The sequence below is a fragment of the Streptomyces sp. NPDC031466 genome (assembly GCF_055581265.1).
Window position 1 is genome coordinate 529,176 of the sequence record NZ_JBVIJT010000003.1, and the last position, 13,009, is coordinate 542,184.

Here is a 13,009-nt window from a genome sequence, read left to right on the forward strand (position 1 = left end):
CACAGTCGCCGGTCGAGGGCCGGGCGCGGCTCACACCGGACGCCCGGATGGCGCCCCGGCGCACCGCGCTGACGCTGGCCCCCGGTCTTCCGCTGGCGCAGTGGCGCCATATCGGCCGGCAGATATTCGTGGTAGCGGATTCGTCGGCATGGTGGCTGGGCGACTGGCTGATATACGGCAGGAAAGAGTATCCCGACCGCTACCGCAAGGCGGTGGCCGACACCGGCCTCGACTACCAGACCCTGCGCAACTATGCCTGGATCGCCGGCAAGTTCGAGCCTGCCCGGCGGCATGCGCAGCTCAGCTTCCAGCACCATGCCGAGGTGGCCGGATTTCCTGCGGAGGAGCGGGAGGTCTGGCTGACCCGGGCCGAGCAGGGCGGCTGGTCGCGGAATGAGTTGCGCCGCCGGACCCGGACTTGGCGTAATGCCGCCAGAGGGTCACTTGCCCCGCAGGTGCAGCTCGATTTGCCGTCCGATCACCGGGTCCGTTGGGAAAGGGCTGCCGCGGCGGCAGGACTAGACCTACTGGAGTGGATTGTCCGTATGCTGGACAAGGCGGCCGGCGATCCCAGGGAATCTGCGGCCCTGCTCGATGTCTCTCTCGAAACCTGAAACTCCGCTTTCACCGTAGTGCGTTCGCCCCGTTGTCTCGCCGGCGAGACAACGGAATCGCACATTCTCTCCCCTGCCTCGTGCCAATTGACCGCTGACTGTGCGGATACGGGTTGCCGGCCGCGCGGATTCCGTCGGCGGTCGGCGGGAGCCGGCCACGCACACCCGTCGGACCTGCGTCTATTCCCTTGCGTGCGGAGCCTGGGCCAACGTTCTCGGCTCCGCCTGAGGCTTCTGGCCGGCCCCCTCTGAAGGGGGCATACGGTGTCCGGCTTCCTGGCATCAGAGCCGATGGACGGTGTTAGAGTCCGAAGCGGCTAACAGGGTCGTTATCGGCCCGTGCGGTGGCATTGCGGGGGGAGAAATCCAATGCGCTCACCGTGGGGAAGATCCACAGTGGAAGCGAAGCCGGGATCACTTGGTCCACACTCCTTTGGGGTACGCCTAACGCCATGCACCGCTGAGTGCGAGCTGGTTCGCAGGAGTTACCTCGAGAGGAGCTTGTGATGCAGTCTGGCCAGCCTCAGTTCGAACAAGAGATGGTATTCGAAGCCGAGATCAGCTCATTGTCCGTCGCCACTTCGCCGCGTAGTGCGGGTGATGATCAGGACCATATCCAGGCCTTGGCGGAAGTGCGGGTTCCACTTCCTCCGGTGCTGGTGCACCGGCCGACCATGCGGGTGATCGACGGGGTGCACCGTCTACGGGCGGCGCAGCTTCGCGGTGATGAAAAGATCCCCGTAACGTACTTCGACGGAAGCGAATCCGACGCCTTCGTGCTCGCGGTGGAGTCGAACGTCGCGCATGGCCTGCCGCTGTCGATGGCGGACCGGAAGCAGGCGGCGGGCCGGATCATCACGACGCACCCACAGTGGTCGGACCGGATGATCGCGACGACCACGGGCCTGTCGCCCGGCATCGTGTCCGAGATCCGCCGACGGGCGGCCGGGGGCAACCTCATCGAGGGCAGCAGAATCGGCCAGGACGGGCGGGTCCGGCCGGTCAACATCGCTGCCGGGCGCGTGCTGGCCGGCAAGCTCATCCAGGAGAATCCCGGCCTTTCGTTGCGGCAGATCGCGCGTGAGGCCCGGATATCGCCGGAGACCGCCAGGGACGTCAGGAAACGGCTGCACCGCGGCGAGGACCCGCTGCCGAAGCCGCGCGTGCGGGCGCGTCCACGGCCCGAGGCCGTGATCCCGGCAACGCCCGCCGAGCGGGCGAGGACCGAGCCGCCCGCGGTGACGAGCGATGGCGGGGCAATCAGCAGGTCGCGGATCGCGGAGCGGTTGGCGGCCGTGGACCGGCTGAGATCCGATCCCGCCCTGCGGTTCAGCGACACCGGACGCAGGTTGCTGCGGCTGTTCAATTTCCTCACCCTCGCCGACGCGGAGTGGCAGGCGATTGTCGACAGCGTGCCCCCGCACTGCAAGGGGACGGTGGCCAGCCTCGCTCGCGAGTGCGGGGGCGTCTGGGAGGAGATCGCCGCGCGCATGGATTATGAGGTTACGGCGTAAGAATAGTTGATCGCGGCTGCCCGACCGAGCCGTCCAAGTGGCGAATTCAGCTGGTTGGACGGCTCGGTCCAGTCGCGATTTTCTGTCACCGCCGCATCATAATCTCCCTTGCCCAGGAGTTCGCCGCGTCCGGTTGGACGTCGTTGTCGAATCCAGGTGCACGTGTGATGCTGAAGCCGGAAACTCACCTTCATTGAATTGCAAGGCGGCCTTTCTGGGGGAGTCCATGATAACGCAGCAGATTGCGTCGGCGGATTTACTGAGGCAGGACCTGCACGACTCCCTCGCCGACCCGGTCCTTGACACGATGAACTTCCTCAACGAGATCACCTTCCGCTATCCGGATGCGATCTCCTTTGCCCCCGGCCGCCCGTACGACGGCTTCTTCGACACCGAGCAGGTCTTCACCTACATCCGCGGCTACCTCGACCACCTTGCCGCGCAGGGGAGTTCGCCGCAGGAGATCAGGACCGCCCTCTGTCAGTACGGCCCGACCGCGGGCACCATCCGCGAGATCATCGCCGATTCGCTGCGGGCCGACGAGGGCATCGACGTCCCGGCCGAGTCGCTGGTGGTCACCGTCGGCGCGCAGGAGGCGATGCTCCTGGTGCTGCGGGCGCTGATGGCCGGCCCCGATGACGTGCTGCTGGTCTCCAGCCCCTGTTACGTGGGGATCACCGGCGCGGCCAGGCTGCTGGACATCGCCGTCTGTCCGGTCGAGGAACGAGAGGACGGGCTGCACCCCGACGACGTCGAGGTGGCGATCGAGGAGCAGTTGGCCCGCGGCCGCCGCCCGCGCGCCCTCTACGTGCTGCCCGACCACGCCAACCCGGCGGGCACCACCATGAGCGAGCCGGCCCGCCGGGCTCTCCTTCGCTTGGCCGGGCGGAACGGCCTCCTGATCGTGGAGGACAGCCCGTATCGGATGGTGAGCCCCGGCCCGCGGCTGCCGACGCTGAAGTCCCTCGACACCGGTCGCTCAGTGGTGCACCTGGGCTCCTTCTCCAAGACGGTCTTCCCCGGGGCTCGCGTCGGCTTCGTCGTCGCCGACCAGCGGGTCGACGACGGCGCCGGCGGTACGTCCTTGCTCGCAGCCGAACTCGCCAAGATCAAGAGCATGGTGACGGTGAACACCCCGTCGCTCAGCCAGGCCGCCGTGGCGGGCGCGCTGCTCGCCGCCGACGGCCGGCTCTCGGAGCTGAACGCCAAAGCCGCCGACTACTACGGCGACGCCATGGAAGCCATGCTCCGGCATCTCGGCGAGGCCCTGCCCACCGACCGCCGTGCGGCGCTCGGGGTGCGGTGGAACGAGCCGGCCGGCGGGTTCTTCCTCAGTATGCGGGTCTCCTTTGCGGCGGACGAGGCCGCTCTGACCCGCTCCGCGCGCGAATTCGGAGTCATCTGGACGCCGATGCGGAACTTCTATCCTCACGGCGGCGGCCAGAACGGCATCCGCCTGTCCATCAGCTATCTGACGCCCGCGGAAATGAAAGAAGGCACCGCGCGGCTCGCCCGCTTCATAGCGGCGGAGAACTCCGGAAAGGAAGGGGGAGGTACGTGACCAGCTACTCAGGACTGCTGCACAGTAAGCCGCGCAGATGGGGGTGGACATTCCGGTGACCGCCATCCTTGAAAGCCCGCATTCCCTCCGGGAGTCCGCATCGGTCGTGCCTCAGCCCGGCCTGACCGCGAGGCGGGAGTTCCTGCACCCGCGGATCGTCGGCGTCGGTACGGCGGTGTCGCCCACCTCGTACAGCCAGCAGGAGGTACTCGACGCCTGCGCGATAACCGACCCCCGGGTCCGTTCCGTCTTCCTCAACAGCGCCATCGAGCGCCGCCACCTCACACTCCCCGCCATGGACGCCACCGGGGCCCGGAGGGCGGAGCCGCAGGGCGACCTGCTCGCCAAGCACAAGCAACTGGCCATCGAGATGGGCGCGGACGCGCTGCGCGCCTGCCTGAAGCGGGCCGGCGCCGACCTGGCCGACCTGCGCCACCTGTGCTGCGTGACCTCCACCGGCTTCCTCACCCCCGGGCTCAGCGCGCTGCTCATCCGGGAGCTGGGCATCGACCGGCACTGCAGCCGTTCCGACATCGTCGGCATGGGCTGCAACGCCGGGCTCAACGCCCTGAGCCTCGTCACCGGCTGGGCCGCGGCCCACCCCGGCGAACTCGCCGTCGTGCTGTGCACGGAGGCCTGCTCGGCGGCGTATGCGATGGACTCGACGATGCGCACGGCCGTCGTGAACAGTCTGTTCGGCGACGGGGCCGGCGCGGTCGCGCTGCTCGCGGGCGAACGGACCGGCGAACAGGAGGGCGCAGCAGAAGCCGAGGAGGGTCCGCGGCTGCTGAAGTTCGCCAGCTGCATCATCCCCGAGGCCATCGAGGCCATGCGCTATGACTGGGACCGGGACCTTGCCCGGTTCAGCTTCTTCCTCGACCCGCAGATCCCGTACGTGGTCGGCGCCCACACCGAGATCGTCGTGGACCGGCTGCTGGCCGGAACGGGCCTGCGGCGCAGCGACATCACCCACTGGCTGGTGCACTCGGGCGGCAAGAAGGTGATTGACGCGGTCGGCGTAAACCTAGGCCTGACCAGGCACGACGTGCGGCACACCGCCAGCGTGCTGCGCGATTACGGAAACGTGTCCAGCGGCTCCTTCCTCTTCTCCTACGAACGGCTGCTGGACGAAGGCGTCACCAAACCAGGGGAGTACGGCGTGCTGATGACCATGGGGCCAGGCTCCACCCTCGAGACGGCACTGGTCCAGTGGTGAGGCGGGAGAGCGCCGTGAAAGAGGCATTGACGCTGACCATGGACGGCACCGAGCCGATGTCGGCCGTCGCCGTCTCGGCCGTGCAGGAGGTCTGCGACCGGGCCGAGGCACAGGGCGGCTCCGGCATCCTCACCATCCACGTCTCCGGCGCCCCCAGCGGCGACTGGACCAGCGGACTCGACGTGATGCTGGTCAGCAAGTGGGAGCGGGCACTGCGCCGCCTTGAACGGCTCCCCGTCGCCACGGTTGCGGTCGCCGGCGGCGACTGCGGAGGGACGGCGCTCGACTTGTTCCTGGCCGCGGACGTCCGCGCGGCGACGAATGGCACCCGGCTGCTGGTCCCCCGGGACGCCACCGCCACCTGGCCCGGCATGGCGGGCTACCGGCTCGTCGCGCTGGTCGGCACGGCGAGGATCCGCCGCGCCGTGCTCTTCGGCCTGCCGATCGAGGCTCCCGAGGCGCTGCGTCTTGGCATCGTCGACGAGATCGTCGTCGAGCCCGCCGCCGCTGCGGCGGCCGTCGCCGGACTTGCCTGCGGGCTGGTCGGCAAGGAGCTGGCGATCCGGCGGCAGTTGCTCTTCGACGCCGCGACGACGAGCTTCGAGGACGCGCTCGGCCTGCATCTGGCCGCCTGCGACCGGGCGCTGCGCGGCACGGTCCGACAGGAGGCGTCGTGACGGCACCCGGCCGGCCGGACAGGGACGTCTGGCCGAGCCTGCGGGAGGCGGCGGCCCGCGTGGAGGACCTGATCGCGGCGCTCCCGGACCCCGGTGCGCGCACGCACCCGCAGCGCGCGGAGCTCGCCGCCGCCAAGGACGCGGCCCGCGCGCTGCGGGTGTACTACCTCGACACACACGCCGACGCCGTATTCGAGCGGCTCCCCGACGGGCTGCGCATCGACGAGCTGGTGGCAGCCGCCGCGGACGCCTGCCCCGGCCTGGTGCCGACGGAGAAACAGCTCGCCGCCGACCGCGCCCGCCGCCAGGCGGACAAGGAGGGCTGGGAGATAGACCAGGGCATCTTCCTGCGGGCGGTGCTGCGCTCCCCGCTGGCGGGGCCGCGGGTGCTGGACGCGATGCTGCGGCCGACGCCGCGCGCCCTGCGGCTGCTGCCGGAGTTCCGCCGCACCGGGGTGCTGCGCACCCGCTCGGTCCTGCTGGAACGGCGGGACGGCGCCGCGCACCTGACGATGTGCAGGGACGACTGCCTGAACGCCGAGGACGGTGAGCAGGTCGACGACATGGAGACCGCCGTGGACCTCGCGCTCCTTGACGAGGAGGTGCGCGTCGGCGTGGTGCGGGGCGGGGAGATGAGCCATCCCCGCTACCGCGGCAAGCGGGTGTTCAGCGCCGGCATCAACCTCAAGAGCCTGCATGCCGGCGGCATCTCGCTGACCGGCTTCCTGCTCCGCCGCGAACTCGGCTACCTCCGCAAGCTGGTCACCGGCCTGCTCACCGACCACGCCGGGGCCTGGCATTCCCGTACGGTCGAAAAACCCTGGATCGCGGCCGTCGACACCTTCGCCATCGGCGGCGGCATGCAGCTGCTGCTCGCCTGCGACCAGGTGCTCGCCGCGTCGGACGCCTATCTCACTCTGCCGGCCGCCCGCGAGGGCATCGTGCCGGGAGCCGCCAACTTCCGCCTCGGCCGGCACACCGGTCCGCGGATCTCCCGCCAGATCATCCTGTCGGGGCGGCGGATCTGGGCGACCGAACCGGACGCCCGGCTGCTGATCGATGAGGTCGTGGAGCCCGGCGAGCTCGACGCCGCCGTGGCTCGCGGCGTGGCGCAGATGCAGAGCCCGGCGGTCGTCACGAACCGCAGAATGCTGAACGCCGTCGAGGAGCCGCCGGAGGAATTCCGCCGGTACATGGCCGAATTCGCGCTGCAGCAGGTGCTGCGCCTGTACGGCGAGGACGTCATCGACAAGGTCGGCGGGTTCGCGGGGCGCGCCGGATGAACGACGCCGGCCCCCGGGTGCGGTGCGTCACGCGCCACCACGTCGCCTACCTCACGCTCGACCGCCCGAACGCGCTCAACGCGATGGACCTGCGGATGCACGAGGAGCTCGGCACGGTCTGGGACTACGTCGAGGCCGACGCCCAGGTACGCGTCGCCGTACTCACCGGGGCCGGTGACCGAGCCTTCAGCGTCGGACAGGACCTCAAGGAGCGTGCCCGGCTGGGCGCCCAGGGCGCGCCGCCGACCACCTTCGGCGGCCGCGGCCAGAGCGGCTGGCCGCGGCTCACCGACCGCTTCACGCTGTCCAAGCCGGTGCTCGCGTGGGTCCAGGGTCACGCCCTCGGTGGCGGATTCGAACTCGCTCTGGCCTGCGACCTGATCATCGCCTCCGAGCGGGCCGTGTTCGGCCTGCCCGAGGCGCGGCTCGGCCTGATCCCCGGAGCCGGCGGCGCGTTCCGGCTTGTCCGGCAGCTGCCGCAGAAGGTCGCGCTCGGACATCTGCTGACCGGCCGCAACCCGGACGCCGCCGCGGCGCTGCGGTACGGCCTGGTCAACGAGGTCGTAGCGCCCGACCGATTGGCCGAATGCGTCGCCCAGCGGACGCGGGACCTGGTGCGCAGCGCCCCCGCTCTCGGTCCGGGCGATCAAGCAGGCCGCCCTGGCGTCGGTCGACATGCCGCTCCCGGACGCGTTCACCGCCACGTACAGCTGGGAGGAGCGCCGCAGACACAGCGGCGATGCGGTGGAAGGGGTCAAGGTTCCTGTCAACGGGATCAGGCTGACCTACGACGACTACGGATCCGGAGAGCCGGTGGTGATGGTCACCGGAACCGCCGCGCCCGGGTGGATCTGGCGCACCCACCAGGTACCCGCTCTGAAGGCGGCCGGCTACCGCGTCGTCACCGTCGACGACCGAGGCATCCCGCCGACCGAAGCCGGACCGCGGTCATACACCGTCGACGACATGGCGGCTGATGTCTCCGGACTCATCGAGCACCTGGGCGCGGGCCCGCGCCGGGTCGTCGGCTTCTCGCTGGGCGGCATCATCGTGGCCGAACTGCTGCTGGGCCACCCCGAGCTCGTCCGGCGGTGCTGATCGCCTCCTGCGGCCGGGCGGACGCGCTGATCGCAGCCATGGCGGCCGCCGACCTGGCACGGGCCGACAGCGGCGGCGCCGTGCCGCCGGCGTACGCGGCGTATGCGCAGGCCATCCAGAATCTGTCGCCGGAAACCCTCAACGACGAGGAGCGGCTGCAGGACTGGCTGACCGTCTCCGAGCTGTCCGGGGCCGCCCCGGGCTCTGTCCGCGACCAGCCGGGCCTGCAGCTGATCGGCAACCGGCTGCCTGCCTACCGCCGGATCGGCGTGCCCTGCCACGTCATCGGCTTCGCCGACGACGACCTCGTCGCCCGCCCGCACCTGGTCCGCGAGGTCGCGGATGCGATCCCCGGCGCCGGATACACCGAAATCCCCGGCTGCGGTCACTTCGGCTGTCTGGAAAGGCCCGACGCGGTGAACGAGGCGATCACCGCATTCTTCACGCCCAGCCGACGCACCCGGCGATAGCCTTATCGGCTAAATGTGACCTGGGGGTGGGCGATGAGAGTGCTGGTGGTCGAGGACCATGCCGTGCTGGCGGAATCGGTGGCGCGGGTATTACGGCGCGAGGGCATGGCCGTCGATGTCGTACACGACGGCGAACGCGCCCTGGAGAGCACCGCCGTCGTCGACTACGACGTCGTCGTGCTCGACCGGGACCTCCCCGGAATTCACGGCGACGAAGTCTGCGGCACGCTCGCCGAACAGCCGCAGCAGCCCCGCGTGTTGATGCTCACTGCCTCCGGCACGATGGCCGAGCGCGTGGAAGGGCTGAATCTGGGCGCGGACGACTATCTGCCCAAGCCCTTCGCCTACCCGGAGCTCATTGCCAGGATCCGCGCCATCTCCCGGCGCCCGCAGCAGGCGCTCGCGCCCGTCCTCGCCCACGGCGACCTGCGGCTCGACCCGGCCAAGCGGCTCGCCACCCGCAACGGCGAGCGGCTGCCGCTGAACCCCAAAGAGCTGGCGGTGCTCGAATACCTGATGGCAGCCGAGGGCCGGGTGGTGCCGACCGAGGAGCTGCTGGAGCGGGTATGGGACGACGCGACGGACCCGTTCACCAACACCGTCAAGACGACGATCAACCGGCTGCGCGCCAAGCTGGGTTCCCCGCCCGTGATCGAGACGGTGCCCCGCGGCGGGTACCGGATCTGAGGTGCCATGCGCTCGTTCCCGCTGACCGCGAAATACCTCACCCGCGCCCGGGCCGCCGCCCTGCTGCGGCCCCGGCGGGTACGGATGCGCCTCACCCTGCTGTACGGCGGTCTGTTCGTCCTGTCCGGTGCGGTGCTGCTCACCATCACCTATGTGCTGGTGGCCGGCTCCACCGGCGGGCCGGTCCTGGTCAAGGGCGTACAGGAGTCGACGGAGTCGGGAGGGCCACCGCGGCGGAGCCGGTTTGTCGGCGACGGCCGGCCGGCCCCGACCAACCAGCTCACGAGAGGCCTTGAACAGCAGGCCGCCCGCACCCACGAGGAAATGATGAGCCGGCTGCTGTTCGAGTCGGCGATCGCGCTGGCGATCACGGCGGTGATCGCGATCTGTCTCGGCTGGGTCGTTGCCGGCCGGGTGCTGCGGCCACTGCGCTCCATGACCACCGCCATCCAGCAGATCACGGCACACAATGTGCACGAGCGGCTGGCCGTCGAGGGCCCGCGCGACGAGTTGAAGGACCTCGCCGACACGGTGGACGGCCTGCTCGGCCGACTGGAGACGGCCCTGGACTCCCATAGACGCTTCGTCGCCAACGCCGCGCACGAACTGCGCACCCCGCTCACGCTGGAGCACGCGCTGCTCGAGGAGTCCCTCATCGACGGCGACCCGACGGTCGAGTCGTTCCGCACCAACTTCGAGCGGCTGCTGGCGATCAGCAAGCAGCAGGGCCGACTGCTGGAGTCGCTGCTGTTCCTGGCGACCAGCGAGCGCGGCCTCGAGCAGCCGGAGCCGCTGGAGCTGGCGCACCTCGCCGACGAAATCGTACGTACGTTCCGCCCGGCCGCCGAACGGCGCGGCCTGCGGCTCGTCGCCGATGTCGAGCCCGCCGCCCTGCACGGCGACCCAGTGCTGGTGGAACGGCTGCTGGCCAACCTCCTCGACAACGCGATCGACTACAACCGCCCCGACGGGCAGGTGGAGATCACCATCGGCACCCGCTCCGGCCGGGCCTTCGTCCGGGTCGCCAACACCGGTCCGCAGGTCCCCGCGGACCAGGTCGACCGGCTCTTCAACCCCTTCCAGCGGATGCGCCGCAACGCCGACGACGGTCACCACGGCCTCGGCCTGTCCATCGTCCGCTCCATCGCCACCGCACACGACGCCGAACTCACGGCGCGGGACCGCCCGGACGGCGGCCTGGTCGTGCAGGTGGCCTTTCCCGCACAGCGCAAGCTCACCGGCGCTGCGACGAGAGCGGTGACAAGAAAGGCCGGCAAGTCCAAATAGCGTCCAAGTGCTGAGAATAAGCGGTTGGACAGGGGTGTCAAATTACGCTGCTTGTCGTCCACCAGGGGCCTGATTAGTATTGGCCACGCCAGGTGAACTCATTGACGGGGAGTGGTCATGGCGAATCCCTTTGACGACGAGAACGGCTCCTTTCTTGTGCTGGTGAACGACGAAAACCAGCATTCTCTCTGGCCCGCATTCGCGGAGGTACCGAACGGCTGGAAGGTCGTTTTCGGCGAAGGAATGCGAGCGGCCTGCATGTCGTACATCGAGGAGAACTGGACGGACATGCGTCCCAGGAGCCTCGCCGAGTCGATGGACGCGGCCGACGGCGAGAACGTCGCGGCCGAATCCGTCAACTGACCGAAGACCGACCGGACGGCGAGACAACGGGACAGGGGTGGTAGCTGTGGCCATGATGGGTGGCCCAGGACCGGTGATCGTGCGAGGGGACGGACCGGATCCGTCCATCGGGAAACAAGACGTCAGGCCCGGCACCGCCAAGCGAATATTCCCGTACGCCAAGCGACATCGCCGCATAATAGTGGGCCTGTTGGCGACGACGACGCTGAACGCCGGCATCGCGGTTGCCATTCCGCTGATGTTCAAATACCTCATCGACAACGGAATTCTCAGGAACGACACATCGGCCGTCGTATGGATAGCCGTGGCCGTCGCCGGATTGTCCCTCGTGGCCGGCCTGCTGGGATTCGTGGAGGCCTGGGTGTCCGCCCGGGTCAGCGAGGGGCTCATCTACGACCTGCGGACCGAGGTCTTCGACCACGTACAGCGGCAGCCGCTGGCCTTCTTCACCCGGGCCCAGACCGGAGCGCTGGTCAGCCGGCTCAACACCGACGTGATGGGAGCACAAGCGGCGCTCACGTCGCTGCTCTCCACCGTCGTATCCGCGGCGCTCACCCTCACCTTCATCCTGATCACGATGATCTATCTGTCGTGGGTCATCACGCTGATCGCCCTGCTGCTGGCCCCGTTCTTCGTGGTGCCCGGCCGGGTCATCGGCCGCCGGATGCAGCGGCTCATGCGGCGGCACATGCAGATCAACGCCGAAATGGGCTCGATGATGCATGAGCGGTTCAACGTCACCGGCGCCCTCCTCGCCAAGCTCTACGGCCGCCCCGGCCGGGAGTCGGCCGAGTTCTCCGGACTGGCGGGCAGAAGCCGCGACGTGGGAGTGCAGACCTCCGTCCACATGAAGCTGCTCTTCCTCTCCACCATGCTGGTCAGCTCGCTGGCCACGGCCGCGGTGTACGGGGTCGGCGGCCATCTGGTCATCGACCGCACCATTCAGATGGGCACCCTGGTGGCCCTGGCCACCCTGCTCACCCGGCTGATGCAGCCGATCGGCCAGCTCTCCAACGCCCAGGCGGACGTGATGAATACGCTGGTCAGCTTTGACCGGCTGTTCGAGGTCCTGGACCTGAAGCCGCTGATCGCGGAGAAGCCGGACGCGGTGGCGCTGCCGGCGGCGAGCGGTGCCGGAGACGGTGCCGGCGGCAAGCAGTCGCCCGCGATGTCGGTCGAGTTCGACAATGTGTCGTTCCGCTACCCCAAGGCGGCCGACGTCTCGCTCGCCTCCCTCGAATCGATCGCGCTGCCGATGCCGGAGCGCGCCGGCGACGCCTGGACCCTGCGGGACCTCAGCTTCACCGCACCGGCCGGCAAGCTCACCGCGCTGGTCGGCCGCTCGGGAGCAGGCAAGACCACCATCACGCACCTGGTGCCGCGCCTGTACGACCCGGGCGCGGGAACGGTGCGCATCGGCGGCCACGACCTGCGCGACCTGACCCTGGAGTCGGTGCTTGACACCGTCGGCATGGTCACCCAGGACGCGCATCTCTTCCACACCACGATCCGCCAGAACCTCACGTACGCCCGCCCGGACGCCACCGAGCAGGACCTGACCGACGCCTGCAAGGCCGCGCAGATCTGGGAGCTGATCGAATCGCTTCCGGACGGCTTCGACACCGTGGTCGGCGACCGCGGCTACCGGCTCTCCGGCGGCGAGAAGCAGCGCATCGCCATGGCGAGGCTGCTGCTCAAGGCCCCGCCCGTCGTCGTCCTCGACGAGGCCACCGCGCACCTCGACTCGGAGTCCGAGGCAGCGGTGCAACAGGCCCTCAAGACCGCGCTGAAGGGGCGCACCTCGCTGGTCATCGCCCACCGACTGGCAACGATCCGCGACGCCGACCAGATCCTGGTGATCGACGAGGGCCGGGTCCAGGAGTCGGGCACCCACGAGGAACTGCTCGAACAGGGCGGGCTGTACGCCGAGTTGTACCGGACGCAGTTCGCTGACCAGTCGAAGAACGGATCGCCGGCGCCGCGACCGGAGCCGGTGCACGCGGGCGGGCCCGGGCCGGGACCCGGTGGTCCAGGACCCGGTGGTCCTGGGCCTGGTGGCCGTGGTCCGGTGCGGATCGGGATGGGGCCACAGCCCGGGATGGGACCGGGACCAGGAATGGGCCCCGGCCCAGGCATCGGGCCGGGCCCCGGCGGGCCCGGCGGCGGCCCCTTCTTCCACCAGGGCCCCCCGCAACCGCCGCCGGAGCACCGCTAGCTCCGTACGCCCAGCGACCGACGA

General features: G+C 69.6%; 12 protein-coding genes and 1 pseudogene. All 13 read left to right on the forward strand.

Going from position 1 to position 13,009, the window contains the following annotated elements; genetic code table 11:
- The first annotated feature begins 47 nt into the window (after positions 1–47).
- Positions 48–614 carry an LmbU family transcriptional regulator gene (locus ACZ5GP_RS08310; RefSeq protein ID WP_468750027.1) on the forward strand — a complete coding sequence of 189 codons (567 nt, stop codon included), beginning with the start codon at positions 48–50 and terminating at the stop codon, positions 612–614.
- A 506-nt stretch (positions 615–1,120) separates the two neighbouring features.
- The gene (locus tag ACZ5GP_RS08315; protein WP_468750028.1) at positions 1,121–2,128 is read left to right on the forward strand and encodes a ParB/RepB/Spo0J family partition protein; all 1,008 of its coding nucleotides are present in this window, start codon (positions 1,121–1,123) and stop codon (positions 2,126–2,128) included.
- 226 nt (positions 2,129–2,354) lie between these two features.
- Positions 2,355–3,689, forward strand: a complete 1,335-nt coding sequence (locus ACZ5GP_RS08320) for an aminotransferase-like domain-containing protein (RefSeq protein WP_468750029.1) — start codon at positions 2,355–2,357, stop codon at positions 3,687–3,689.
- Between the two features lie 106 nt (positions 3,690–3,795).
- Positions 3,796–4,905, forward strand: a complete 1,110-nt coding sequence (gene dpgA / locus ACZ5GP_RS08325; protein WP_468750030.1) for a 3,5-dihydroxyphenylacetyl-CoA synthase DpgA — start codon at positions 3,796–3,798, stop codon at positions 4,903–4,905.
- A 14-nt stretch (positions 4,906–4,919) separates the two neighbouring features.
- Entirely contained in the window at positions 4,920–5,582 is a 663-nt protein-coding gene (dpgB, locus tag ACZ5GP_RS08330; RefSeq protein ID WP_468750031.1) for an enoyl-CoA-hydratase DpgB, read from the forward strand.
- On the forward strand, positions 5,579–6,865 hold the full coding sequence (gene dpgC, locus ACZ5GP_RS08335; RefSeq protein WP_468750032.1) for a (3,5-dihydroxyphenyl)acetyl-CoA 1,2-dioxygenase DpgC: 1,287 nt from the start codon (positions 5,579–5,581) through the stop codon (positions 6,863–6,865). Before dpgB ends, dpgC begins: the two co-directional genes overlap by 4 nt.
- 95 nt (positions 6,866–6,960) lie before the next feature.
- Positions 6,961–7,437, forward strand: a pseudogene (locus ACZ5GP_RS08340) (enoyl-CoA hydratase-related protein); the annotation flags it as partial.
- A 103-nt stretch (positions 7,438–7,540) separates the two neighbouring features.
- Positions 7,541–7,963 carry an alpha/beta fold hydrolase gene (locus ACZ5GP_RS08345; protein WP_468750033.1) on the forward strand — a complete coding sequence of 141 codons (423 nt, stop codon included), beginning with the start codon at positions 7,541–7,543 and terminating at the stop codon, positions 7,961–7,963.
- Entirely contained in the window at positions 7,957–8,433 is a 477-nt protein-coding gene (locus tag ACZ5GP_RS08350) for an alpha/beta fold hydrolase (protein WP_468750034.1), read from the forward strand. Before ACZ5GP_RS08345 ends, ACZ5GP_RS08350 begins: the two co-directional genes overlap by 7 nt.
- Positions 8,434–8,466: 33 nt before the next feature.
- The gene (locus tag ACZ5GP_RS08355; RefSeq protein ID WP_468750035.1) at positions 8,467–9,120 is read left to right on the forward strand and encodes a response regulator transcription factor; all 654 of its coding nucleotides are present in this window, start codon (positions 8,467–8,469) and stop codon (positions 9,118–9,120) included.
- A gap of 6 nt (positions 9,121–9,126) precedes the next feature.
- Positions 9,127–10,407, forward strand: a complete 1,281-nt coding sequence (locus ACZ5GP_RS08360) for a sensor histidine kinase (protein ID WP_468750036.1) — start codon at positions 9,127–9,129, stop codon at positions 10,405–10,407.
- A gap of 117 nt (positions 10,408–10,524) precedes the next feature.
- Complete coding sequence (locus tag ACZ5GP_RS08365; RefSeq protein ID WP_468750037.1) at positions 10,525–10,770, forward strand: MbtH family protein; 246 nt, start codon at positions 10,525–10,527, stop codon at positions 10,768–10,770.
- A gap of 52 nt (positions 10,771–10,822) precedes the next feature.
- The gene (locus ACZ5GP_RS08370; RefSeq protein ID WP_468750171.1) at positions 10,823–12,985 is read left to right on the forward strand and encodes an ABC transporter ATP-binding protein; all 2,163 of its coding nucleotides are present in this window, start codon (positions 10,823–10,825) and stop codon (positions 12,983–12,985) included.
- The last annotated feature ends 24 nt before the right edge of the window (positions 12,986–13,009 follow it).

Coding starts and splice junctions, on each gene's coding strand:
- ACZ5GP_RS08310 (WP_468750027.1), top strand. CDS start 48: ATGGCGCCCCGGCGCACCGCGCTGACGCTGGCCCCCGGTCTTCCGCTG.
- ACZ5GP_RS08315 (WP_468750028.1), top strand. CDS start 1,121: ATGCAGTCTGGCCAGCCTCAGTTCGAACAAGAGATGGTATTCGAAGCC.
- ACZ5GP_RS08320 (WP_468750029.1), top strand. CDS start 2,355: ATGATAACGCAGCAGATTGCGTCGGCGGATTTACTGAGGCAGGACCTG.
- ACZ5GP_RS08345 (WP_468750033.1), top strand. CDS start 7,541: ATGCCGCTCCCGGACGCGTTCACCGCCACGTACAGCTGGGAGGAGCGC.
- ACZ5GP_RS08355 (WP_468750035.1), top strand. CDS start 8,467: ATGAGAGTGCTGGTGGTCGAGGACCATGCCGTGCTGGCGGAATCGGTG.
- ACZ5GP_RS08360 (WP_468750036.1), top strand. CDS start 9,127: ATGCGCTCGTTCCCGCTGACCGCGAAATACCTCACCCGCGCCCGGGCC.
- ACZ5GP_RS08365 (WP_468750037.1), top strand. CDS start 10,525: ATGGCGAATCCCTTTGACGACGAGAACGGCTCCTTTCTTGTGCTGGTG.
- ACZ5GP_RS08370 (WP_468750171.1), top strand. CDS start 10,823: ATGATGGGTGGCCCAGGACCGGTGATCGTGCGAGGGGACGGACCGGAT.